At 66.3% G+C, this 24,424-nt stretch carries 19 protein-coding genes and 2 pseudogenes; 4 read left to right on the top strand and 17 right to left on the bottom strand.

Features of this window, described 5'->3' with window-relative positions; translation table 11 throughout:
* Positions 1–122: 122 nt before the first annotated feature.
* Positions 123–773, bottom strand: a pseudogene (locus tag FPV16_RS12045) (integrase core domain-containing protein); the annotation flags it as partial.
* A 586-nt stretch (positions 774–1,359) separates the two neighbouring features.
* Complete coding sequence (locus FPV16_RS12050) at positions 1,360–1,614, bottom strand: helix-turn-helix domain-containing protein (RefSeq protein WP_227438421.1); 255 nt, start codon at positions 1,612–1,614, stop codon at positions 1,360–1,362.
* 132 nt (positions 1,615–1,746) lie between these two features.
* Here FPV16_RS12050 and FPV16_RS12055 point away from each other — a divergent pair, with 132 nt between their 5' ends.
* On the top strand, positions 1,747–2,910 hold the full coding sequence (locus FPV16_RS12055; protein WP_227438422.1) for a hypothetical protein: 1,164 nt from the start codon (positions 1,747–1,749) through the stop codon (positions 2,908–2,910).
* A gap of 2 nt (positions 2,911–2,912) precedes the next feature.
* The gene (locus FPV16_RS12060) at positions 2,913–3,695 is read left to right on the top strand and encodes a hypothetical protein (RefSeq protein ID WP_227438423.1); all 783 of its coding nucleotides are present in this window, start codon (positions 2,913–2,915) and stop codon (positions 3,693–3,695) included.
* 148 nt (positions 3,696–3,843) lie between these two features.
* On the opposite strand, the gene terL is transcribed toward FPV16_RS12060, so the two are convergent.
* From terL to FPV16_RS12080, 5 genes and pseudogenes are all read right to left on the bottom strand, one after another.
* Positions 3,844–5,289: a phage terminase large subunit gene (gene terL, locus FPV16_RS12065; RefSeq protein WP_227438424.1), complete on the bottom strand. Its 1,446-nt coding sequence runs from the start codon at positions 5,287–5,289 to the stop codon at positions 3,844–3,846.
* Positions 5,286–5,783 (bottom strand): DUF5681 domain-containing protein, encoded by a 498-nt coding sequence (locus FPV16_RS12070; protein WP_227438425.1) that lies wholly within the window; start codon positions 5,781–5,783, stop codon positions 5,286–5,288. The genes terL and FPV16_RS12070 overlap by 4 nt, the downstream gene beginning before the upstream one ends.
* 10 nt (positions 5,784–5,793) lie before the next feature.
* On the bottom strand, positions 5,794–6,963 hold the full coding sequence (locus FPV16_RS12075) for a DNA modification methylase (RefSeq protein WP_413629279.1): 1,170 nt from the start codon (positions 6,961–6,963) through the stop codon (positions 5,794–5,796).
* Between the two features lie 15 nt (positions 6,964–6,978).
* Positions 6,979–7,257 (bottom strand): annotated as a pseudogene (locus tag FPV16_RS26410) (hypothetical protein); the annotation flags it as partial.
* Between the two features lie 695 nt (positions 7,258–7,952).
* Complete coding sequence (locus tag FPV16_RS12080; protein WP_227438427.1) at positions 7,953–8,495, bottom strand: sigma-70 family RNA polymerase sigma factor; 543 nt, start codon at positions 8,493–8,495, stop codon at positions 7,953–7,955.
* A gap of 538 nt (positions 8,496–9,033) precedes the next feature.
* On the opposite strand from FPV16_RS12080, the gene FPV16_RS12085 reads away from it, so the two are divergent.
* Entirely contained in the window at positions 9,034–10,089 is a 1,056-nt protein-coding gene (locus FPV16_RS12085; RefSeq protein WP_227438428.1) for a GNAT family N-acetyltransferase, read from the top strand.
* A 9-nt stretch (positions 10,090–10,098) separates the two neighbouring features.
* Here FPV16_RS12085 and atzF read toward each other — a convergent pair whose 3' ends face one another.
* The 10 genes from atzF to FPV16_RS12135 all read right to left on the bottom strand — a co-directional run bounded on the left by atzF (position 10,099) and on the right by FPV16_RS12135 (position 23,797).
* On the bottom strand, positions 10,099–11,898 hold the full coding sequence (gene atzF, locus FPV16_RS12090; RefSeq protein WP_227438429.1) for an allophanate hydrolase: 1,800 nt from the start codon (positions 11,896–11,898) through the stop codon (positions 10,099–10,101).
* Between the two features lie 126 nt (positions 11,899–12,024).
* Positions 12,025–15,780 (bottom strand): 5-oxoprolinase/urea amidolyase family protein, encoded by a 3,756-nt coding sequence (locus FPV16_RS12095; protein WP_227438430.1) that lies wholly within the window; start codon positions 15,778–15,780, stop codon positions 12,025–12,027.
* The gene (locus FPV16_RS12100) at positions 15,780–16,433 is read right to left on the bottom strand and encodes an urea amidolyase associated protein UAAP2 (RefSeq protein WP_227438431.1); all 654 of its coding nucleotides are present in this window, start codon (positions 16,431–16,433) and stop codon (positions 15,780–15,782) included. The genes FPV16_RS12095 and FPV16_RS12100 overlap by 1 nt, the downstream gene beginning before the upstream one ends.
* A gap of 15 nt (positions 16,434–16,448) precedes the next feature.
* The gene (locus tag FPV16_RS12105) at positions 16,449–17,258 is read right to left on the bottom strand and encodes an urea amidolyase associated protein UAAP1 (protein WP_227438432.1); all 810 of its coding nucleotides are present in this window, start codon (positions 17,256–17,258) and stop codon (positions 16,449–16,451) included.
* A gap of 96 nt (positions 17,259–17,354) precedes the next feature.
* A complete protein-coding gene (locus FPV16_RS12110) occupies positions 17,355–17,816 on the bottom strand; it encodes a cupin domain-containing protein (protein ID WP_227438433.1) in 462 nt (153 codons plus the stop codon).
* Between the two features lie 229 nt (positions 17,817–18,045).
* A complete protein-coding gene (glnT, locus tag FPV16_RS12115) occupies positions 18,046–19,419 on the bottom strand; it encodes a type III glutamate--ammonia ligase (protein WP_227438434.1) in 1,374 nt (457 codons plus the stop codon).
* Positions 19,420–19,436: 17 nt separating this feature from the next.
* Entirely contained in the window at positions 19,437–20,213 is a 777-nt protein-coding gene (locus tag FPV16_RS12120) for a creatininase family protein (protein ID WP_227438435.1), read from the bottom strand.
* A 499-nt stretch (positions 20,214–20,712) separates the two neighbouring features.
* On the bottom strand, positions 20,713–21,654 hold the full coding sequence (locus tag FPV16_RS12125; protein WP_227438436.1) for an ABC transporter ATP-binding protein: 942 nt from the start codon (positions 21,652–21,654) through the stop codon (positions 20,713–20,715).
* Positions 21,651–22,712, bottom strand: coding sequence for an ABC transporter permease (locus tag FPV16_RS12130; RefSeq protein WP_227438437.1), 1,062 nt, complete (start codon positions 22,710–22,712; stop codon positions 21,651–21,653). Before FPV16_RS12130 ends, FPV16_RS12125 begins: the two co-directional genes overlap by 4 nt.
* Before the next feature lie 68 nt (positions 22,713–22,780).
* The gene (locus tag FPV16_RS12135; RefSeq protein WP_319802238.1) at positions 22,781–23,797 is read right to left on the bottom strand and encodes an ABC transporter substrate-binding protein; all 1,017 of its coding nucleotides are present in this window, start codon (positions 23,795–23,797) and stop codon (positions 22,781–22,783) included.
* A gap of 102 nt (positions 23,798–23,899) precedes the next feature.
* Here FPV16_RS12135 and nikR point away from each other — a divergent pair, with 102 nt between their 5' ends.
* Positions 23,900–24,418: a nickel-responsive transcriptional regulator NikR gene (gene nikR, locus FPV16_RS12140; RefSeq protein ID WP_227438439.1), complete on the top strand. Its 519-nt coding sequence runs from the start codon at positions 23,900–23,902 to the stop codon at positions 24,416–24,418.
* Positions 24,419–24,424: the final 6 nt, after the last annotated feature.

Consider the following 24,424-nt stretch of genomic DNA (forward strand, 5'->3'; position numbering starts at 1 on the left):
CAGGGCAAAGGCGATCTGTTCATTCGTGAAGCGTTTGCGAGGCATGGCATCCACCCTCCTTCAGGGTTCAGGATGCCCGAAAAACTTGCGCTCAGCGCGGACCACTTTGCTGGGTCAGGGTCAGGTCGCGTGACGATGGCGGGGTGAGCGAGCGGCGCTGAGCTACTTGGTTCCGTTGGCCAGATAACGACCTCCGGTGCAGGTGGCTGGTAGCCCAGCGACGAGTGCGGTCGGATAGTATTGTAGTCTTTCCGCCACTGCTCGATGACGACACTGGCTTCCTTGAGGGTGTAGAACACCTCGCCGTTGAGGAGTTCGTCGCGGAGCTTCGCGTTGAAGCTCTCGCAGTACCCGTTCTCCCATGGACTGCCCGGCTCGATGTAGGCGGTCAATGATCCAACCGCCGCGATCCAGTCCTGAACAGCCTTGGCGATGAACTCCGGCCCGTTGTCCGAGCGGATGTGACCGGGCACCCCGCGAAGACTGAACAGGTCCGAGAGCACGTCGATCACGTCCAGCGCCTTGAGCTTACGAGCGACCCGGATTCCCGATGCGGCCTCCTTGAGGATGAGCTTCTCCAAGGTCAGGTCGGAGATCGCCCGACGAAGCCGTTGGTTCTCCGTCTCCAGGGACTTCAGCCGTTTGACCTGGTCACCCTTCAGGCCGCCGTACTCAGAGCGCCAGCGATAATACGTAACCTCGGTTACCTCGATGGACCGGATTGCTTCGGCAACCTTGCGACGCTCGAAAGCATCGCTCCAATCGGCGATGATCCTTTCGTCAGCCTTCCGACCCTGGCAGATTGATCCTCCTGGCCCAGGCCGGTGATCGTGGTGGCCCTCAAAGAGCTACACCACGCCACGGGACACGACCCCGATTTTACAGGAAGTGTGAGATGTGGTCACTCGGGCGGCAGGGAGACCAGTGGCCTTGTGTAGCCTAGTTCGCAAGGTCGGCGGTGGTGGGCCAGAGCACTTGATGAAAGGATGATCGTTCGAGCGTTGATGAGGCCGGGCCGCCCGCGCTTCCTCTGTGTATTTAGATACGCGTCGGGGCGATGCGTCAGTATGCCGTGAGGCCTGTTTCTGAACAATACGAACTAAATGCTTTTTCCCGTACGTGTTGTCTAGCTTATCTTCCTAAAGCAGAGGAGCAGAACCGTGGGTGGCGGGATCAATCCGTTCTTCGAGCTCAGAAGTTCTGCGTAAGAGATGCGGAGGTGGACGTTGCTAAGCTGCAACTCGACCATTTTGGCAATGACGAGATCAGACGAATAGGGAAAAAGCGGCTTCATCCGCCACCTATGCAGAATTATTCGATCCGGGATCTCGTGATCCGCAGCGAGGAACTCATTCGGTTTCACGGTATTTCCGTGGCGAACTTCCCGAGCAACCGGTCGAACAACTCGCGAGGCTCTGCATCGACGGCCTGTGCAATGGCGATGAACTCCACGAGATCGAGTCGCCGCTCGCCAACTTCGTACTTTGCGACGAACGATTGCGGTGCCCCGAGCCGCTGAGCAACCTCCTGCTGCGTCAGGCCGACGCGTTGGCGCTCTTGCCTAAGCAGCGCGACCAAGTGTGTGTGCTCTGTCGTGCGAAGAGTCTTGCGCATGCACTCGTTCCGAAGCGCAGCGGGGATCTAACGGTTTTAGGATAATCCCATTTCGGGATATTTCTCTGGACTACAGGCCTTAGCAGAGCGACACCTGCCTCAGGCGACACCGCCCGACCACAGGATCGATCGATGAACATCGGAACAGGGGTCTTCGTGCTCCGAGACGAGCACACGCTTGTCGCTATGCAGGCAGCAAGCTTTGCCACCGAAAACGACTTCCAGCGCCTGTTAGCATCCTTTCCCGAGCTACTTGCGGGCGACCAGATCGATACCGAGGTGCCACGTCGCTTCATGCTGGTGGCCCGTGAGAAGGGTATTGCGGCGGAGGAGGGCGGGTCGGACCGTTGGTCGCTCGATCACCTCTTCCTCGACCAGGATGGAATCCCAACGCTGGTCGAAGTCAAACGCGGCACCGATACCCGGATCCGCCGCGAGGTCGTTGGACAAATGCTCGACTACGCCGCGAACGCGGTCTTGCACTGGCCCCTCGACACCCTCAGGGCGCATTTCGGGGCGCGATGCGAAGCGGAGGGCCGCAACCCAGTCGAGACCCTCAAGGATCTGATCGGCCCAGATGTTGAAGCAGAGACCTTCTGGGACGGGGTGCGAATCAACCTACAGGCTGGGCGAGTTCGGCTCCTGTTTGTAGCCGACAAGATCCCATCCGAGCTGCGACGCGTGGTGGAATTCCTCAACCGACAGATGCAGCCGGCCGAGGTGCTTGCGGTCGAACTTCGCCAATACGAAGGGCAGGGGCTGAAGACTCTGGTGCCGATCGTTCTGGGCCGGTCTGAAGCCACGAAGGATCGCAAGAGCAGTCCAAGCCGCTCCGTGCTGCCAAAGCGCGCCTGGGACGAGGCAACGGTCATGGCGGAGATCGTCGCGCGCGGTGACGAAGCAGTATCGGCGACTGTCGGCTCGATTGTACACTGGATGCATCGAAAGGCTGACCGCATTGCTTTCAACACCAGTCCAAATTTTGGCGCACTCGGGGCGGTATTCGAGGTAGACGGCTCGGTTATCCCGGCGCTCAGGATCTTCACCGACGGGACTATGGCGGTTTACTTCGAGTACATGCTCGGCAAACCGGTCTTCGATGCTCTACCGCTCCGGCAGGAACTCCTTGACCGACTGAATGCAGTCCCTGGTATACGTCTGCCGCCCGACGCGGTTTCGAAGCGTAAGACGATCCCTCTTGCTGGTCTCACGCCGACCTCGGTCGAGGCATTCCTCGCCGCGATGGACTGGTTTGTCGATACGCTGCGCAGCGGCGCTCAAAAGGCGGAGTCCTGACCATGCGCTCCTTGCTGGTCGCAACGACTGCGCTCTTTGCATTCATACCAAGTGAGTATGCGATCGATAGCGCACGGCGACGTGTGATTGAGGAGGCCTGTCCTGCCTACGAACGGGAGGAGAAGGGGCCGAACGGGGTGATGTCGCCGCGCGAAATGCGCTGCCGTCTGTCGATGGGCGAGAGCTACGCGGAAATTGATGAGGACATCACCGTCTTGCAGAGCATGCAGGCAGAGCGACAACAGCTTGATGAGAAGTCACGCGCGCAAGCCCTCGCACGCGCCTCGCGGGAGCGGGACACGGCGCTGCAGTCAGCCCCCGATTTGTGTCGACGCATGGTCCAGGAGCACAAGGAAGGCCGGTGGTTTACGTCTCGGGCGATCGCTTCGTCCCTACTGAGCGACGACGCAGGCGACGCTGAGCGGATTGATCCTGCCTCGATATCGGGAGTGACCCGGTTCATGGATGTGCTCGGACACAACTACGGCGAAACCGATCAGCGTGCGCTCGTGCTGAGCGCCACCTCGGAGGACAGGTTCAAGCAGTTCGAGGGTTTCAACACACTTCTCGATCGGATTGGTGCAAACCTCAGGACAAAAGCACAGCGCGCGCAGTTCTATGAAGAGACCGGACGCCGGTCGGGCGGCCCTGTGCAGAGAGTGCCCAGTACGAAAGACTACGCCTTCAGATGCTATCTCGAGCAGCAGTTCGGCTCACTCCAGGTCGACCCATTCGATCGCGCCATGAAGCTCGACGCTTCGGGCCGCTACATTGGCCGGCGCTGAGCAAATTCCGTAACATCACCCTTGGCTCAGTCTAATAAGACGCCATCTTTGGAAAAAGTACCGCTGGATGCGAGGCTGTAGTTCGGCTGCGAAGCATGCCCTTCGTACAATCTCAGCTCACGCCCTACACACTTAAAAAAATCAAGTTTCACCGCCGCAATACGGTCTCGCGGCGCACAGGGTTGCGCCGAACAAGGGGCCGGCTCACGGGCGTGCGCGCGGTCAGGTAGTTCAGCGCCTGGCTTGTGGAATCGACTTGATCGTCGTGTCGCCCATTCGGGAAAGCGAGGATCTCGGACATGTATTCTGCCAACCAGGGCGCGTCAGCGGGCAGGTGAACCTGCCCCGCTTCGAAGCGTGCTGACTGAGCCAGAAGCCGAGCCTCCTTGTCGTAGCGCGGGCGATGCAAGCTTGGGCGCAGCAGTCCGCGTCGATCAAGGTCCTGGGCCACGGCACGGCCTAGTTCGGTGTTCTCGATGAGGGTCGTGTGAGCCTGCCAGTGCTCGGAGAGCCGTACGATGCCGCGGCGCAGCTCTGGAACCTCAAGGCGCTCGCGCACCACATCGAGAAGGTAGTAGTCCAGCCCTACCGCCCCCCAGACCGTGCCGACGCTGAAGTCGCTGGCTTCTCCAAGTGTAGACGCGGTGTCCCATGAAACCACCACTTGGTCGAAATCTTCTGGCTGCTCGGCATCTGAGTAGAAACGCAGCCAGGCGCGTTTGATGACATTTCCGCCGGGCGGAACCGGATCCTGGAGGTATTGAGCCTGGAAAGTCAGCGAGCCTTGCGCGCGCCGCACCGCTTCCAGCACCTCCCTGGGCTCGCGTGCCGCGTGCAGTAGCTCTCCCGCCTCGCGGCGGTAAATGTCCCCCGGTGTATCCGAGAGTGCGTGCTCGCTTGCTTCCGCGGCGATCGCGGGCAGCGAAACCACCTCCCATTCATCTCGACCGAGCACATGTCCAACAAGGTCGTCCTGATGCAGTCGCTGCATGACGATGACCACCGCGCCCCGCTGTTTGTCGTTCAGACGGGTCAGCAATGTGTTGTCGTAGAACTCCGTCACGCGCCGTCGCTCGGCCTGTGAGAGCGCGTCGAGTGCCTTAATCGGATCGTCGATGATGACGATATCGGCACCACGCCCCAGCACCGCCCCGCCGACACCCGCGGCGAAGGTCGAGCCGTATTGCGTTGTTCTCAGTTCGAGATCGCGCGGACGCGGGCCGGCAAGCTGCATCGTGGGGAAGAGGTCACGATACCACGTACTCTGGGCGACCGTACGCCGGTCGACGCTGAATTTCCGTGCAAGGTCCTCAGTATGCGAGATGCAGATGAGGCGGCGCGTGGGATCGTGGCCGAGGAGGAACAATGGCCAAGCGACCGAGGCCATGAGCGACTTGCCCGAGCGCGGAGGCACATTGATGATCAATCGACGGACCTCGCCGCGCATGACGCGCGACAAGGACCAGCAGATTGTCTCGTAGTGCCAGTTCGGGGCAAAGGCCGTGCCGGGCTCAAGCGTGGCAAACACGCGCTCAACGAAAGCGGGCAGGTCGCGGCGCAGCAGCGCCCGCAGAAGGACAGCGCGATCGCTCATGGCGCGCTCTCCCCGTCCTGCGTCCGACGCGCTCGGCGTATCTCGCGCGCGAGATACGCCTCGAGGGTATTTTCCTCCTCAGCCAGCAAGGCACCGATCTCGACTGCCGGGTCGCCCTTCGACGTTTCGCGGATCAGTGCGTCGAGTTTGAGAACGCTTAGCGCAATGCGCGGGTCCTTGAATCCACGCACGCACAATGAGCGCAGGAGGGCTTCACGAATGCTGATGCGAGCCGGCTGACCCGGCGCGTTGTTTTGCACCTCTTCGTCTAGGATTTTACCGAGGAGCGCGTCAGGCGCAGGTTTCGGCTTGGATGGGCGTCCCTTTGAATTGCCAGAGACGCCCTTGACGAAACGGCCGCCCGTAGTCCGCCGACTTGTCTGATCCGCCATCGCAAGATCATCGATCCCTCCGAAGGCCTCGGCGCGATCGAGCGCACCTTGCGAGTGGGAGCGGCCTGTACCGCCCCGCGTGTCCAGGCGTGTGCGTGCCATAGCCGCTACCTTACGCCAGCGCCACAGCAGAGCGGCAAGCTCGATCCGCGGCTTCCGTCTGCGAAGGAACCTGCGAATCCGAACGCTCGCGAACCCTCATCGCGGCTATCTCGTCAAAGGTCAGGCCGGTCCCAACGTGGCGGGCCGGGGCCCCGGTCGCCGCCTCCATCCGGCGCACTGCCACGTCGACGTAGGCTGGGTCCAGCTCGATGCCGAGCCCGAGCCGGCGTGTTCGGTGAGCAGCGAGCAAGGTCGTGCCCGAGCCACAAAATGGGTCGAGAACGATACCACCAGGGTGGGAGGTATCGAGGAGGGCGTCTGCGACCAATCCGATCGGCTTGACCGTGGGATGCATCCCGAGCGCTTCTTTTCGAACTCGCCCAAATTGCGCCAAGCCCGGCGCCTGCCAGACCGTCGTGCGGTTGCGCCCGTGTCGCCCAAGCTCGACGTTGTTGATGTGGGCCGCCTTACCGCACTTCATGATCAGGATGTACTCGGCCTGATGGCGATAGAGCGAGCCCATGCCACCCGAGCCTTTGTCCCAGACGCAGAGGTTCTGCTGAACAAGCCCAACACGACGTGCGGCCGACACCAGGGGATGCATGCCACGCCAGTCGATACACAAATCCACAATGGCACCATCCTGTAGATAGGCGAGCATGGGCGAGAGGAAGCCTTCGAAGAAGGTCATCGCCTCATCCTCGCTCATCCCCGAGCCCTCGACGAACTCCCGGTGGCTGCGGCTGACATGCCCCTGAATCGCGCAGCCGTAGGGTGGGTCGGTGAACACCATCTGTACCCGATCCCGTCCAAGGAGCGTGGCGTAGCCCGTGCTCTCACGGGAGTTGGCACAGAGAAGTTTGTGACCCGCTGAGAAATGCCAGAGGTCGCCAATGCGCGACACCCGCGGTCCGCTTATCGATTCGGCATTCATTCCATCGAGATCGTCGGTTTCCGGATCGCGGGCCGCAAGGGCGAGATCAATCTCAGGCATGCTGAAGCCGGTAAACGCGATCAGGTCGGGATCCACCGCCAAAAGATCGGCAAACTCAGCTGCTAGTGCGATGGGATCCCAAGTGCTTTGCTCGGCAAGCTTGTTCAGCGACAAGCGCAATGCCCGCACTTCGACAGCGGAGAGGTGATCGATCACGATCGTGGGCACGGTCTCGCGGCCCAGCATACGGCAGGCATCCAAGATCCCGTGGCCATCGATGATCTCGCCGGTACCCGTCACCAGCAAGGGTACAACGCAGCCGAAGCGAGCGATATTCGCCGCGAGCCGCTCGACCTGGCCTCGACCGCGGCGGCGAAGCTGGCGCAAAACAGGAGACAGTGCAGCGAGGGGCTGTATAGTAATCGCAATGATTGACCCGTCTCGACCAGTCTTAGATGGAGCGACGTTCGAAACAAGAGGAGTAGCAGCCATGCTACGGATGCGCACACGTGGTGTGAAAGAAGGTATCGTAGCAGTCATGACAGCCTCGATAAATAAGGGCGCGCAGGTGTCCTCAAAAGCCAACGCTCGCGACAGAGCGCGGCTGGAACGTTCGAGGATGATCTGCCTTGCCCTCGGCGGCAAAACCGTTCGAGAGATCGACTGCCGGATGCCAGTACGCACCAACACCCTGAGCGCCAAGACGTAAGTGACGCCGACATAGATGTCAAGAAAAAATAAATGGGCACAAGATCAAGCATGAGGTTAACCAATCGGGGCCAACACCATCGTCAACGTTTGGCAGCGACAAACGGCTTGATCCTGTTCTCCACGTGCTTTTAATGCTGGTCACGCCTGTTCCGTCCCTGCTTTATGCTTGGCGACATAGAGGACTGTCTCCCGTCCAACTCAATGTAAGACCTCGTAAATTTTGGCAGTGAGCTTACGCTTCGCGCTATCCAATCCTGATCTACAGGGCAAAAACAGGTCGAACAGGTAGAGACGGGTTCGCACTCGACTGCGTCCACCACCAGGTTTCTTTCAAGCCCCTGGTGAACAACGATCTTGTGAGGATCGCGCCGTCGCCTCGACGACCGCGCGGCCCGTCCTTGCCACCGCCATGAGACGGTGGTTTCGAGCGCCATCGGACGGCGTTTCGAGCGCCATCCGACCCCCTTTATCCCTCCAGGCGTCCCATGCGGGATGGCGGTGGTCCGTACCGGTGCGAAACCGGCTCAGGACGCCGCGGATCGGCACAGGGCCGTGCCGTCCCGAATCATGAAATTCACCAGCGTCGGGGAGACGCCGTTCTCACGGGCGAGGACGGTCTGCGGAACGCCGTCGATCCTGTGGGCGAGGAAGACCCGGCGGGTCCGCTCCGACGTCGTCTCCAGCGCGGCCAGGACGGCCTTCAGGGCTTGGCATTGTTCGAGGTGGTCCTGCGGGCAGGTGCAGGGGGCGGGCACGGCCTCGGCCTGATCGTCCGGCACGAAGCGGCAGCGCTCGCGGAGGGTGCGGCGCGCCCAGTCGATGGCGGCGTTCCGCACCATCCGCCGCAGATACGGCTGCGGCGCCTCGATGCGGCGCCCCCGACGCAGGTCAGCGGCCGGCTCCTCGCAGAGCTTGAGCACCACCTCCTGCACCACATCCTCGGCTGCGGCGCGATCGTGCAGGATCTGCGTCGCGTAGGCCACGAGGCTCGATTGTTCGGCGATGAGAGCGGCCAGCAGCGGAGCGTCGATGTCGCTGCGCGTCTCGTGCGTATGACGTTGTCCCATGGACGACCTTCTTCGGATGTGCAGGCCAGGACGAAACCGGGCGAAACCACCCCGCCGCGCCACATCGCCGGGCAAGTGCCACCCCCCAACTCGGATACCGAGGCTAAAGAGGGAAATTTCACAGACTTACAAGGGCGTAATGGTCAGAAAATATTTGAATTAGAAGTCTTCTAAACTCAGCGGCGGTAGTCGAGAATGACGATTTGGTGGCGATTTAGGCTCGTTACGAAGGACTTATGCTGCCGCAAGACATCATACCCGGCCGAATCGCGGCTTTGCATGGCCGCGAGTCATCCTTTGCATGGCCGGCAACATCTTCGGATCGTGATCGGTTGTATCCAGACTATCTTACCCGTTCGGCGTTAGATAGGCCGGTTGTGGTGAGGCCGCGGGGCGATCGACGCCGGATCGTTCGGCCGGGCGGCGTGCGATCGCCGGGAGTTTTTCGAGCACCACTAAATTTATCACGCTGCCGGTCGTCTTCTCCCAAAAGGGCGTCCCGGTCGCGGATGCCGGTTCCAGCCAACGACGAGACGCGATGCTCCGGACGACAGCACCCTTTCGATGCGGCGAGGCGACGGGCCGTCCCCTCGATGTCTATCGCGACGGCGACCGGCTCAGCGTCGTGGCGGAGGGCCGGGTCGGTCTCCGCCTGCGCCTCCAGGGAGGGACCAGCCCGCACCTCTCCATCGAGGAACCGGTGAAGCCCGACCCGCGAGATGTCCTCACCAGCGTCTCGGCGGCGTTCGAGATGGTCTCGGCGACCCATCCCGAGGCCGAGCGGATCGGGCTCGACCCCGCAAGCTTCGCCGGCCTCGCCGATCCCCTGATGGAACGCGGGCTCGCCTTGCGGGAGGGGGACAGCCTCGGCCTCGATCCGACGATGCTGTGGCAGCGCCCCGAACCCTGGCTCGCCAGCCTCGCAGCGCGCGACTTTCCGGCGCGGCCGGTGATGAGCGGCGGCAAGCGCCATCCGCAACGGCCGCCGAAACCCCAGGGCGTGATCTATTCCCGCTTCATTCCCTGGCTCGGGCAGGCCGTGGCGTTCCGCGCCGCCACGATCGACGACGTCGATACCCTGCATCGCTGGTTCAACGATCCCGTGGTCGATGCCGCCTGGGGCGAGGCGGGCGAGCGCGACAAGCACGAAGCCTATCTCGCCGGCCTCGTTGCCGACCCGCACATGATCCCGCTGATCGGAACGATCGGCGGAGAGGCGTTCGGCTATTTCGAGATCTACTGGGCCAAGGAGAACCGCCTCGCCCCGTTCTACGACGTGCAGGATTACGATCGCGGCTGGCATGTCCTGATCGGCGAGAGCCGGTTTCGCGGCAAGGCATACATCTCGGCCTGGCTGCCCTCGCTCATGCATGCGCTCTTCCTCGACGACCCGCGCACGGAGCGGATCGTCGGCGAGCCCAAGGCCGACCATGTCCAGCAATTGCGCAACCTGGAGCGGTCGGGCTTCGCGCGGATCAAGACCTTCGATTTCCCGCACAAGCGCGCGGCCCTGGTGATGCTCCTGCGCGAGCGCTTCTTCTGCGAGCGGCTGTGGTCGCCGGCGGGGGGCATGCCCGCTTCGCCGGCGAGCTGACGGGGTACTTCAGCGGGAGGCGAGATAGGCGCGCCAGCCGCCATGGATTGTGATGTCCTCGGCGCCCGCCACCGCATGGGCTTCGCACAGGAACCCGGAGACGGTTGAACCATCCTCCAGGGTGAGCTTGCCGATGCCGAGGGGGGCGGGGATCGCGGCGGTGAAGCAGCCGAAACCCGCCGGGGGCAGGGCCCAGATCTCGACCTCCAACCCGCCGCCGGCAAAGCCCGGCTCGTGGATTAGACCAGGCTTGGCCGGCTGGGTGCCGGGCAGGGCGTAGAGGCGGTACGCCCCCGAGGTCCGCGCCGTCCGCACCCGCCTGCCGCCAAGATCGATAAGCTGATGGTTGAGCGGCAGGCCCGAGAGATGGGCGCCCACCACCGCGATGGCGATCTCGTCCGCCTCGTGCCCTGCGACCCGGCTCGCTTCGGGCAGGGTCGCGTCGCGCGCGATCCCCATTCCGCTCGCGGCCGCGCGGTGGAGCGCGTCGGCCCAGGGGCCCAAAGCCTCGTCGCTGAAGCCGGGGCCGACGAGCGTGACGCCGCCGGGCAATCCATCGGTGCCGAAGCCGCCCGGCACCGCGATCGCGGCGAGGCCGAGGAGGTTGGCGAAGTTGGTGTAATGGCCGAAATGGCTGTTGAGGCGGATCGGGTCGGCCAGCATCTCCTCCACCGTGTAGGTGGTGGGGGAGGTCGGCAGGAGCAGGATGTCGACCTCCGCCCAGGTCGCCTCGGTGCGCCGCCGCAGGGCCTCGAACGCGTAGCGGCCCTCGAACGCGTCGACGGCGCTGTAGCCCTTGGCGGACTCGACGATGCTCCTCACGCTCGGGTCGAGGTCGTCGGCATGGCCGGCGAAGAACGCCGCGATGGCGGCCAACCGCTCGGCGACCCACGGCCCGTTATAGAGCAGGGTCGCGATCTCGCGGAACGGCGCGTAATCGAACGGCACCGCCACGGCCCCGAGGGCTTCGAGGCGGGCGATGGCCGCGTCGTAGAGGGCCTCGCGCTCGGCATCACCGTAGAATTCGCGGTCCTGACGCGCCAGGACGCCGAAGCGCAGGCTTGTCGCGGGGAGGGGATGCGGCACCGCCCGCCGCGAGAACGGATCGGCGGCGTCGACCCCCTCCGCGATGCGGCGGATCGCGAGACCGTCGCCCACGGTCGCCGCAAAGATGCTGATGCAGTCGAGGCTGCGGCAGGCGGGGACGAGGCCCGTCGTGCTGAACAGGCCCGGCGTCGGCTTGATGCCCACCAGGTTATTGAACATCGCCGGCACGCGGCCGGAACCGGCGGTGTCGGTGCCGAGCGAAAAGCTCGCGAGCCCCGCCGCCACGGCGACGGCCGAGCCGGAACTCGACCCGCCCGAGACATGGGCGGCACTGAACACGCTGCGCGGCGCGCCATAGGGCGAGCGGGTGCCGTTGAGGCCGGTGGCGAACTGGTCGAGATTGGTCTTGCCGGTGCAAAACGCACCCGCCGCCTTCAGGCGCGCCACCACCTCGGCATCCGCCTTCGCATCGTAGGCGAAGGCCGGGCAGGCCGCCGTCGTCGGCAGGCCGGCGACGTCGATATTGTCCTTCACCGCGAAGGGCACGCCCCAGAGCGGCAGGGAGTTCGGCTCGGGGTGGCGCGCCATCAGCTCCCGCGCCGCGCCGACCAGGGCGTCCCGGTCGAGGGCGGTGATGAAGATGGCGGGGTCCGTGGACGCCTCCATCCGGTCGGCGACGGCTTCGGCGACGGACACGGGGGTGGCACGGCCCGACTCGTAGAGGTCGCGCAGGGTCGACAGGTCGAGGATGGTCGGCAGCATGTCGGTCGGCTCTCTCACCCGCTCTCAGCAGGTTTCGCAAAAGTGGTGACCGGTTTTGCGAAACAAAACCTGCGTCATTTCAAAAACTTAAGCCAGGTTCGCGTTGGCTTGCCAACGCGAACCTGCTCAGGTCTCTTCGAGGATGGCGACGAGATCGCCGCCGCGCAGGGTGCGGCCCGGCTTCACCCGGACCTCACGCACGATTCCCGCCACCGGGGCGGAAACGGCGATCTCCATCTTCATCGATTCGAGGATCGCCACCGTCTCACCGGCCGCGAGGCTCTGTCCGGTCTCGACCAGCACCTTCCAGACGTTGCCCGGCACGGTGGTCGGCACGCCCACATGGCCGGCCGGCACCGCATCCTCTTCGCCCACGGGCGCGCCCTCATCGGCGACGAAACTGTCGAGCCCCTCATCCTGCCAGCGCTGCCGCTCGGCCTCGAAGGCGGTCTGCTGGCGCAGCTTCGCGGCCGTGATCTCGACGGCGTTGCGGGCGAGCTCGGCCCGATGCTCGGCATAGGAGAACGTGCCCTCCTCGATGGTCAGCGGGTAGGCCCCGTGCGGGAAGGCGGCGCGGGCCTCCATCAGCTCGTCGTGGCTCACGGGGAAGAAGCGGATGCGGTCGAACGGGCGCAGCAGCCACGGATGGCCGGGGACGAATTCCTTCGTCATCCGCCAGGTGTTCCAGATCTGGATGGTGCGGCCGAAGAGCTGGTACCCGCCCGGCCCCTCCATGCCGTAGATGCACATATAGGCGCCGCCGATGCCCACCGCGTTCTCCGGCGTCCAGGTGCGGGCGGGGTTGTACTTGGTGGTGACGAGGCGGTGGCGCGGGTCCACCGGCGTCGCCACCGGCGCGCCGAGATAGACGTCGCCCAGCCCCATCACGAGGTAGCTCGCATCGAAGATGATGCGTTTCACATCAGCGTCCGACTCCAAGCCGTTGATGCGGCGGATGAACTCGATGTTCGAGGGGCACCAGGGCGCGTTGGGGCGGACCAGCTCCTGATACTTGCGCATGGCGAGTTCGGCCTGGGGGTCGTTCCAGGACAGGGGCAGGTGGACGACGCGGCTCGGCACCGTGACGTCCTCGACGGCGGGCAGGACGGCCTCGATCTCGCGCAGCTGCCCGAGGAGGCGGGAACGCGGCAGCGTGGTGCCGTCGTAGTGGATCTGGAGCGAGCGGATGCCCGGCGTCAGGTCGATCAGGCCAGGGAGCTTCGCCTCGGCCACCGCCTCGGCCAGGAGGTGGACGCGCAGGCGGATGCCGATATCGAGGGCCATCGGGCCGTACTCGACGAGGAGATTGTCATCGCCCTGGCGGCGGTAGACCACCGGCACGGGGCCGGAGGAGTCGGTGGCGAGGATGGGGGAGCCGGCCGCCCTTCTCCCTCCCCCCTCTGCGGGGGAGGCTGCTGGATTCACAGGTCCGCTCGACGGTTGTTCCTCTATCCGAGGGGGTTCGACATGAGGCGCGACGGGGTCCCTCTCCTGGAAGGAGAGGGCTGGGGTGAGGTGTGGTCCCTCTCCGGAAAGGTCGCACACCTCACCCTGTCCCTCTCCTTCCAGGAGAGGGGACCCGTGCTGCCCGCCAGATGTGTGAACATCGTAGCCCGCAGAGGGGGGAGGGACCGGAGGGCGGTCCCCCGCCCGCTCCACCGCCGTGAACCGCACCGTATCCCCCGGCCGCAGCTGGCCCATCTTCCACTGCTCGTCGCGGGCGATCACCGCCGGGCAGACGAATCCGCCGAGACTCGGGCCGTCCGGCCCCAGCAGAATCGGCATGTCGCCGGTGAAGTCGATGGAGCCGACGGCGTAGGCGTTGTCGTGGAGGTTCGACGGGTGGAGCCCGGCCTCGCCGCCGTCGCTGCGCGCCCAGAGCGGGGTCGGGCCGACGAGGCGCACGCCGGTGCGGGCCGAGTTGAAGTGAACCTCGTAAGAGGCTGAGAACAGATCCGAAATGTCCGCGTCCCGGAAGAAGTCCGGCGCGCCGTGCGGCCCGTAGACCACGCCGATCTCCCAGGCATGGGTCAGCGGCGCGGGATCGGGCGACGCAGGCTCGACGGCCGGGACATCGCCGAGATGGAGGACGTCGCCGGCCTTCAGGACGCCGGTGGCGTGGCCGCCGAAGGCGCCGAGCGCGAAGGTCGCCCGCGAGCCGAGGATAACGGGGGCGGCAAAGCCGCCGCGCAAAGCGAGGTAGCTGCGCTGGCCGGGGCCGGCGATCGCACCGATGCTCAAGGTCTGTCCGGCTTCGACCGAAAAGGCGCGGCCATGGGGCTGCTCGACCCCGTCGACTCGCGCGGTCATCGAAGCGCCGGCGAGCGCCACCGTCGCGGCGGCGTGGAAGCGCAGGGTCGGCCCGGACATGGTGAGTTCGAGGGCGCAGGTCTCAGTCGGGTTGCCGACGAGGGCGTTGGCGTCGCGGAACGAGCGCGCATCCATCGGCCCGCTCGGCGGCACGCCCACATGCCACAGGCCGATGCGGCCGGGCAGTTCCTGCAGGCTCGATTGCGCGCCGGGGACCAGCACCTCGATGCTGCGCGGCGCATAGGGGAAGTCGCGCAACGCCGTGGTGGCGACCCGGCCCGAGGCGAAGAGCTCGGAACCGGCGATGGCGCGCAGATAATCGAGATTGGTCTCGATCCCGGAGACCGCGCTGTCGTCGAGGGCCTTGCGCAAAGCGGCGAGCGCCGCCGGGCGGTCTTGGCCCGTCACGATGATCTTGGCGAGCATCGGGTCGTAATTCGTGGTGACCTCGGTGCCGGTCTCGATCCAGCCGTCGATGCGGGCCTCGGCGGGGAACCGCACTTCGGTGAGGAGGCCGGCGCTCGGGGCGAAGTTGGCGTGCGGGATCTCGGCATAGAGCCGCGCCTCCATCGCCGCCCCCTGCGGGACCAGAGGACCGGCCGTGCCGATCACGTCCTCGCCGGCCGCCTGGCGGATCATCCATTCCACGAGGTCGATGCCGAACACCGCCTCGGTGACCGGGTGCTCGACCTGGAGCCGGGTGTTCACCTCGAGGAAGGAGAAATCCTCGCGGACGGGATCATAGATGTATTCCACCGTCCCCGCCGAGGCGTAGGCGACGCTTTGTCCGAGCGCCACCGAGGCCGCGTGGAGGCGTGCGCGTACCGCATCGGACAGGCCCGGCGCGGGGGTCTCCTCGATGACCTTCTGGTTGCGGCGCTGGAGCGAGCAGTCGCGCTCGCCGAGCGCCACGACGCGGCCGGCACCGTCGCCGAAGATCTGCACCTCCACGTGGCGCGCCTCGCCGACGAAGCGTTCGAGATAGACGCGGGCATCGCCGAAGCTGGCGCGGGCCGTGCGCTCGACGCTGGTATAGTGCTCGCGCAGCTCGTGGGCCGAGGCGCAGAGGCGCATGCCGATGCCGCCGCCGCCCGCCGTGCTCTTGAGCATCACCGGGTAGCCGATGGTCTCGGCCGCCGCGATGGCGGCGTCCAGATCCGGCAGCAGGCCGGTGCCGGGCAGGAGGGGCACGCCGCTCGCCCGCGCGAGGTCGCGCGCCGTGTGCTTGAGGCCGAAGGCGCGCAGGTGCTCGGGTTTCGGACCGATGAAGACGATGCCCTCCGCGGCGAGACGCTCGGCGAAGGCGACGTTCTCCGACAGGAAGCCGTAGCCGGGATGGACGGCCTGCGCCCCGGTCGCCTTGCAGGCGGCGATCACGGCCTCGACGTTCAGGTAGCTCTCGGCGGCCGGTGCGGGGCCGAGGCGGACGGCCTCGTCCGCCTCCAGCACGCCACGGGTGAACCGGTCGGCATCCGAGTAGACGGCCACGGACGCGACGCCCATGCGCCGACAGGTGCGGGCGATCCGCCGGGCGATCTCGCCGCGATTGGCGATGAGGATCTTGCCGAACATCAGCGCAGATTCCCAATGGAGGCTTTGTCCCGGATCGAGACGTGGATCGGCGTCGGGTTGAAGCCGTTGCAGGGGTTGTTGATCTGTGGGCAGTTCGAGATCACGCAGATCACGTCCATCTCCGCCGTGACCTCGACGTAGTCGCCCGGCGAGGAGACGCCGTCGACGATGGCGAGCTCGCCGTTCTGCTCAATCGGCACGTTCATGAAGAAGTTGATGTTGGGCGGGATGTCGCGCTTCGAGAGGCCGTATTTGGCGACCTCCAGGGCGAAGTTCTCGCGGCAGGCATGGAGATACCGGGTGGCGTGGCCGAACCGCACGGTGTTGGCCTCGCAGGAGCAGGCGCCCGCCGAGGTGTCGTGCCGGCCGCAGGAATCGGCGGTCACCGTCGCCATCACCCGGCCCTCGTTGGAGACGAGGCGCGTGCCCGTCGTCACATAGGCCGAGCCCTGGACGCGCAGGGTGTCCTGCGAGGAATAGCGCTCGCCCATGTCGCCGGCGCGGTAGAACAGGGTGTCCACCGCCTGGCAGCCGTCGCTATCGGTGATTCGCAGGGTCTGGCCCTTGCGCACGAGGCCGGACCAGGGCGCCTGGGCCGGCACGACCTCCTCGAGCACGACCTCGTTGAGGAGAAGCGGGGTGTCGTTGGTCATGATGCGTCCCTCCCGTCAGAAGCCGATGGCGGCGTTGTTCTCGAAGCCGCGCACGGCCTCGATCGTGGCGGTGCGGCAGAGATCGTCCGCCGCCGGGACAGGCGCCCGGAAGCGGGTGACCACCACGGGGTTGGGCGCATAATCCGGGTTCGGGTCGAGGGGGTGCGGGCAGTTCGAGAGGGTGACGAGGAGGTCGAGCTCGGCGCGCAGATCGACGAAGTCGCCGGCGCGGCGCCCGGCTTCGTTCCAGGCGAAGCGCCCCTCCGCGCCCACGGAGACGGGGGCGAACAGCGTGACGCAGGCGGGGATGTCGCGGCGGTCGAGCCCGGCCTTGAGGGCGGCGAGGACGAGGTTGTCGCGGGTGTTGCGATAGGGGCCGCCTGGATAGCGCACGGCGTTGGATTCGGCGTTGGAGCCGCCCACCAGCGCGTCGTGCGCACCGCAGGAATCCTCGATGAGCGAGAGCATCACCCGGCCCATGTCGGAGAACAGCACCCGGCCGCGCTGGAGCGCGGCGGTCCATTGCACCTTCACGGTGTCGGCGTAGTTCAGGCGCTCCGAGGTCTCGGCGGCGTTCCAGGCAACGAGGGCGACGCTGGACGGGCCATGGTCGAGGCCGATCCGCAGGGCCTCGCCGGCATTGAGCTCGAAGGTGCGGTACCAGCCGCCGGGGATGGTCTCGACGTGGAGGATCGCCGCCGCGTCGAGGGGCAGGCCCCGCGCGGAGGGCGGCGGCAGGGCGCGGGGAGCATGCCCCTGGCCCTGGGCCTTCAGTTCCTCGTAGCGCTGCCGATTCTCGGCGATGATGCTGGCTGTGTCGGTCATGCCCGTCTCCTCAAGGCTGTTCTCCGGGTCGTCCCGGAAAAACAGCCCTGGCGCGGCCGGGTCGTCCCGGCGGGCATGCGTCGTTAGCGGTGCTGCTTAACCCGGCGGACCACCGAGGGTGAAGTACTTGCGCACCGGCTCCCTGACGTCCCAGGTGCCGGAGAAACCGGCGGGGGAGACGAAGGCGTCCCCCGCCCGGTAGGTCTTGGCGAGCCCGTCCCCGTCCGTGACCACCACCACCCCTTCGAGGATGTGCACGAACTCGTTCTGCGCGAAGTCGATGTGCCACTTGCCCGGCTGGCAGGTCCAGGTTCCGGCCGAGAAGAGACCGTCGTCGCTCTGGTAGGCGAAGCTCACCGTCTGGGCCGGATCGCCCGAGACGATCCGTTCCGGCTCCGGCCGGTAGGGCTTGCAGGGGCGGGGCGACCCGGCGAAATCCACGGTCCGGACGCCGCCTCCCATGCCGGTCACGAGCGTCCCCATCGAACGCGCACCGATTCCGCCGAACAGGGCGAGCATCGGACCGCCGAACGTATGAAGCAGTCGCGCAATCTCCACCGAACCATCTCCCCCGCAACCGCATCCGCGGCCGGCCGAATCTCGACCGTCCTTGCGAATACCAATCTTTATCGCACGAGAGAAGCATGAGTGTGTTGAAGATCTGCTTCGAGTGAGGGTTAACGACACGCGAGGTTCGCATCGACACGCCAATGCTTCCTCGCGCTCGGGCCTATGACGTGTCGCAGGCTGCACGATGCAAAACCGGCGACACCTTTATTCAGCCTGCCTAGAAAAGATGGCTGTAGCGCTCGATCTCCCAGGCGCTCACCGTGAGGTGATACTCCTCCCACTCGGCGCGCTTGTAGCGGATGAACTCGTCGCGCAGCGCCTTGCCCAGGGTCTTCTCCACCAGCGGGTCGGCGGCGAAGGCGTCCACCGCCTCGGCGAGGGTCTGGGGCAGGAACTCGATACCGCGCTCGGCGCGCTGCGCGTCGGTGAGATCGTAGAGGTTGTCCTCGTTGGGGGCTCCCGGATCGATGCGCTCGCGCACGCCCTCCAGACCCGCCGCCAGGACGAGGGCGGCGGCGAGGTAGGGGTTCACCGCGCCGTCGGCGTTGCGGCTCTCGCAGCGCCCGCCGCCGGCCGGCACGCGCACCGAATTGGTGCGGTTGTTCGAGCCGTAGGAATTGAACACCGGCGCCCAGGAGAAGCCGGCCATGGAGCCCTGGCGCACGAGGCGCTTGTAGCTGTTCACCGTCGGCGCGAAGGCGGCGCAGAGCGCCCGCCCGTGCTTCAGCACGCCGCCGATGAAGTGGTAGCCGGTCTCGGTGAGGCCGAGGCCGCGCGGGTCGGCCGATGGATCGCAGGCGAAGGCGTTCTTGCCCGTCTCCTTGTCGGAGAGGGACATGTTGAAATGCGCGCCATTACCGGTGCGATCTGCAAAGGGCTTGGGCATCATCGTGGCAATGAGGCCTTCTTCCTTGGCATAATGCTTGGCCATCATGCGGAAGAAGGTGAGCCGGTCGCACATGGTCAGAGCGTCGGCATAGTTGAAGTCGAACTCGAACTGGCCGCACGCATCCTCGTGGTCGAAGGAGTACAGGTCCCAGCCGAGATCGTTGATCGTGGTGGCGACCTTGTCGAGCCAGGTGAAGTTGTCGACGAAACCGCGCACGTCGTAGCAGGGCTTCACCAGCTTATCGTCGGGGATCGGCGTGTGGAGCGAGCCGTCCGCCTCCTGCTTGAGCAAGAAGATCTCGCATTCGATGCCGAGGTTGAAGCCGAAGCCCATGGCCTCGGCATCCTTCAGCACGGTCTTCAGGGCGACGCGGGTGGAGAGCGGGTAGGGCTGGCCCTGGAAGGTCAGGTCGGCCGGGCACCAGGCCAGTTTCGATTCCCACGGCAGCTGGATCAGCTGCGAGAAGTCCGGCACCGAGGCGAGCTCGTCCTCGTTCGGGGCCTGGCCGAGCCCGTCGAGGGCATAGCCGGTATAGCGCTCGGACCCGGCCGCCATCTGCGGCAGGTGGTCGACGGGCACCACCTTGGCCTTCTGCGCGCCGTGGATGTCGACATAGGCGCCGATGACGTATTTCACGCCCTTGGCGCGCAGGTCGTCCTGCAGCGTGGCGATGGCGGGATCGATTTCGGTGGCATGCGCCATCGGGCGGCTCCTTGGTTTTAAGCGGAAACGGAGAAGGAATGGGGGAGGGGCGGGGTCTCGGAGAGGCCGCGCAGGACGAGGGCGGACAAATCCTCGACCATCCAGGCGAACAGGCGCTCGCCCTCGTCGCGGCTCGCCTGCGAGGGACGCCCGGTGACGCCATTCTGGCTGGTGCGGTTGACCGGATGGGAGAAGACCAGTCCCTCCGTCCGGTCGGGATCGTCCGCATCGGCGATGCGGTCCGGGCGCACGAGGTCGGGCGCCGTCGCCAGCATCAGCGCGGTCTCGGCGGCGTTGGCGTGCCAGTCGTCAGCATCGGCGAAATGCGCGGCGCGGACGCGCTCGCTCACCGTCGCGGAGTTCACCAGGGCGACCATCAGGTCGTCATGGGCGGCGCGCAGCATCTCCAGGGCGCAGCGCAGGGGCGCGGCATTGGTGACGTGGGCGTTGACGATGAACAGCCGCCGCACACCCGAATGGTAGGCCGAGGTGCCGATCTGCGCCACGAGCCGCGTCATCATCACGGGATCGAGGGTGATCGTCCCGGGCCAGCGCCGGCTATGCCCGAGGGAACAGCCATAGGGCAGGGTGGGGAGCACCGGGACGCGGGTCCGCGCCGAGACGGCATGGGTCAGGGCCTCGGCGAGGACGAAATCCATGCCGGTGCCGAGATGCGGCCCGTGCTGCTCGGTGGCCCCTACGGGCAGGATGGCGGCCTGCGCGACGGCGGCGAGGTCGCCGGGGATCTCGTCCCAGGTGCGGTTCGCCCAGAGGAGGGGGGAGGGGGAGGTCATGACAGAGATGCCCGCAGGTCGACGAAGCGATCGCGGCCCCCTCTCCCCGCCGGGCGGGGAGAGGCCCGCAGGCACCCCGTCGTGCCTGCGGGTAGCGCAGGCGAAGCCGAAGCGAGGGTGAGGGGGTCTCGGCGGATGAGGCTCATCCGGAACCGCCCCCTCACCGTCGGCTGCCGCCTCGCTTCCTGCCCCGGCAAGGGGGCAGGAAGCCCTCTCCCCGCGAGCGGGGAGAGGGGGATGCGCTCGGCCGCATTTGCGGCGGCAGCGAGGTCGAGGTGAGACGACTCCTTCTCCCCTTTGCGAGAGAAGGTGGCCCGCGAAGCGGGTCGGATGAGGGGAGCGCCATCTCCGGAAAGGTCGCCCCCTCTCCCGGTCGCTCCGCGACCACCCTCCCCCGCAGAGGGGGGAGGGCTGTGCCCAAGCGCCCCGGATGCGTGAACGTCGGCATGCCGGCGATCGCCATGAGGCAGGCCGGAGCCGGTCGTGTAAGATATGGCTTTCATTCCACCTCGTCCCCGGCAGACGTCATCCGCGTCACCACATCCGGCGCCACGGATTCCTCGGCCTCGTCCTTCGGCGGGTGGATCAGCGCGTCGAGGCGGGTGCGGGTGGCGCGGAATTCGGGGGTGAGCGCCTGGTTGTGGCTGCGCGGACGCGGCACCGGCACCTCGATGAGCTCGGCGACCTCGCCCGGATGGGCGCTGAGCACGAGGATGCGGTCGGCCAGATGCACCGCCTCGTCGAGGTCGTGGGTGATGAAGACGATGGTGATGTCGATCTTCTTCCAGATCTCGATGAGATAGGCCTGCATCCGGGCGCGCGACTGGGTGTCGAGGGCCGAGAACGGCTCGTCCATGAGCAGGATGCGCGGCCGCGTGGCCAGCGCTCGGGCGATGGCGACGCGCTGCTTCATGCCGCCGGAGAGCTGATGCGGGTAGCTGTCGGCGAAGGCTTCGAGGCCGATGAGCGCCAGCCATTGCCGGGCTTCGCGCTCCGCTTCCCGACGCGGCGTGCCGTTCTCCTCGAGGCCGAAGGCGACGTTGCGCAGGACGCTGAGCCAGGGGAACAGGGTGTAGCCCTGGAACACCATGCCCCGGTCGGCCCCCGGCCCGGAAACCGGCACGCCCTCGACGCTGACCACGCCCGAGGTCGAGGTCTCGAGCCCGGCGAGGATGCGCACGAAGGTGGACTTGCCGCAGCCCGACGGCCCGACGACGCAGAGGAACTCACGCCGGTGGGTGACGAGGTCGATGTCCTTCAAGGCCACCGTGGTGCCGCCATCCGGCTTGCGAAACGTCTTCGTCAGCTTTTCGACCCGGAGGGCGACCTCGCGGCCCTTCAGCTTGTCGAACCGGGCGCGGACCGGCTCGCATTGGGTGCGGTAATCGCAGGCCTCGATCGGCAGGACGACGGGAGAGACGACGGGAGAGACCGAGTTCACGCTTCGCTCCTGTCGTAGGGGAACAGCCGGCGGCCGAGCCAGGCGAGGGCGAGATCCGTGATCGAGCCGACGAGGCCGATGATGAGGATCGCGGCGTAGACGTTGTCGAAATGCTGGTAGCGGGCTTGCTGCGTGATGAAGAAGGTGATGCCCGACGAGGTGCCGATGAGTTCGGCGACGATGAGGTAGGTCCAGGCCCAGCCGAGCAGGATGCGCTGGTCGCGGTAGAGCTGCGGCAGCATCGCCGGCACGATCACCCGGCGGATGAGGCGGAGATTGCGCGCGCCGAGCGTCAGCGCCGCCTCGATCAGCAGCGGCTCGATCCGCCTTGTGGTGTTGGCGATGACCAGCACCTGCTGGAAGAAGGTGCCGATGACGATGATCGCGATCTTCGGCCCGTCATAGATGCCGAGGATCGCCACCATCAGCGCCCCGAAGGCGGGCGCCGGCATGTAGCGCACGAACTCGATGACCGGCTCGGTGAGGCGCGCCAAAGTCGGCTGCGCCCCGCAGAGGATTCCCAGCGGCACGCCGACGAGCGACGACAGCACGAAGCCGAAGGCGATGATCTGGATCGAATGCCACAGGCTCAGGGGCAGGCGGATGGCGTCGCGCTGGGTCGGCTGGGCCGTCAGCGAGGTCCAGAACGCGGTGGCGACCTCGTGCGGGGCGGGGAGGTAGACCGGGTTGGCAGGCCGGCCCGCCGGTTCGGCGGTGCCGGCGGTCTTGGCCGAGGCGACCTCCTCGGCGAAGGCGGCCTTCGGCACACGCATCCCCGGCTCCATCCAGGCGATGTCGCCGGGCTCGGTCACCTCCACCAGGGGATGCCACAGGAACGGCACGTAGGAGACCGCCGCCCAGGCGAGGAGCGGGATCAGGAACGACAGGATGGCGAGCGTCGTCCGGCGGCGCGGCGAGAGCGGCCGGGCGACGCCGACCCAGGAGCGGCGACGAGGGGAGATGGGAGACGAGACGCGGGCCCCTCCTCCCCCTTGTGGGGAGGAGTTGGAGGTGGGGGTGGTTGGGCGACCCACCGCGGCCGAGGCTGGCGGAGCCACCCCCACCTCTGTCCCCTCCCCACAAGGGGGAGGGGAAGTGCGCTCCACGCCCTGGCGCATCTCCGCGCTCATTTGCCGTCGGTCAGCGCGGGGTCGATGTAGCTCTTCACGTCCTGGGCGGTCTTGTAGACCTCGTACTTGACGTTGAAGGCGTCGGCGTAGCGGCTGGAGCCGTAGAGGGAGCCGAACCCGTCGGCATCCGTCATCACCTTGGCGCCCTCGGCGAGGGTGAGGAGCTTGGTGCCCTTGAGGAAGCGGGTGAAGGTGGGCGCGTCGATGCCGACCTTGGCCGCCATGATCGCCACCGCGTCGGGTTGCGTCTTCGGGTCCTGGATGTAGGCGACGACCTTGTCCCAGACGCCGACGAACTTGATCCACTCGGCGCGCCGGCCCGAGAGGCTGGCCGGCGAGACCGCGACCACGTCGTAGATCAGGCCCGGCTCATCGGCGGAGGTGTAGAGCGGCTTGGCGCCGGCCGCGCCCTTCATCGCCTGCCCGGCGACGGGCTGCCAGGCGCCGATGGCCGAGACGTCGCCCGATGCCAGGACCTGCGGGGTCTCGTTGGTCTTGGCGTTGACCAGGGTGACGTCGGTCTCCTTGAGGCCGAGTTTGGTGAGACCGTTGATGAGGAGCAGGTGCTCCACGAGGCCGACTTCGAGGCCGACCTTCTTGCCCTTGAGATCGGCCAGGGCCTTCACGCCCGGCTTGCCGACGATCATGTCGTTGCCGTTGGAATAATCAGTGAGCATGATCATGACGTTTTTGGCGCCGTTGCCGCCCATCACCAGGGCATCGCCGTTGGTGCAGGTGACGGCGTCGAGCTTGCCGGCGGAGAACGCGTCCATGGAGGCCGAGTAGTCGAACCACTCGAACTTGGCGTCGATCCCGGCCTCCTTCAGCCAGCCCTTCTCGATGGCGACCTGCCAGGCGACCCAGCCGGGCCAGTCGCTGTAGCCGATGCGCAGGGGCTCGGCGGCATGGGCCACGGGGATGGAGGCGGAGGCCGTGAGGAGGCCGAGGGCGAGGGCGCAGCCCGTGATGGCCTTGCGTCCGGCGGTCAGGATCGTGGAAAGGTGCATCTGCATTCTCCGAACCGCGTAGTACGATCGCTGGAAATCGTAATACCGATTGCGGTTCACCCATACAAGAGACGTGCCAGGTTCGGCCCGGCATTGAGGAGAGGCCCGATGGCCGGTGGCGACGAGACCGAGGTGGGTGCCGATGACGGGGCGGTCCCGGAGGAGGGCGCCGGAGGACGGCGCAGGCCGGTGAGCCGGATCAGCCTGTCGCTGTCCGAGGACCTGCTTTGCGAGCTCGACACCATGGTGGGGGAGCGGGGCTTCGCCAGCCGCTCCCAGGCGGTGGCGACGATCCTCCACCGCTCGCTCGTGGAGCACCGGCACAAGGTCGGCGACCGGGTGATGGTGGGCACGATCACGCTGTTCTACGACCACCTCGCGCCGGGCGTGCAGCAGCGTCTGGCCGACCTGCAGCGGCGCTACATCGCCGAGGTGATCTCCTCGCTCCACGTCCACCTGATGAACAACCAGACCCTGGAAGTGGTCCTGGTCCAGGGGCCGGCGGCGACGCTGCAGACCATCGCCGACACGATGATCACCGAGCGCGGCGTCATCTCCGGCCGGCTGGAACTCGCCGCCGCCCTGATCCCGCCGATCCATCCGTTCCAGGGGGAGGGCGGCGGCTGAGGCCGC

This window comes from Methylobacterium sp. W2 (genome assembly GCF_020662345.1).
Classification (GTDB): Bacteria; Pseudomonadota; Alphaproteobacteria; order Rhizobiales; family Beijerinckiaceae; genus Methylobacterium.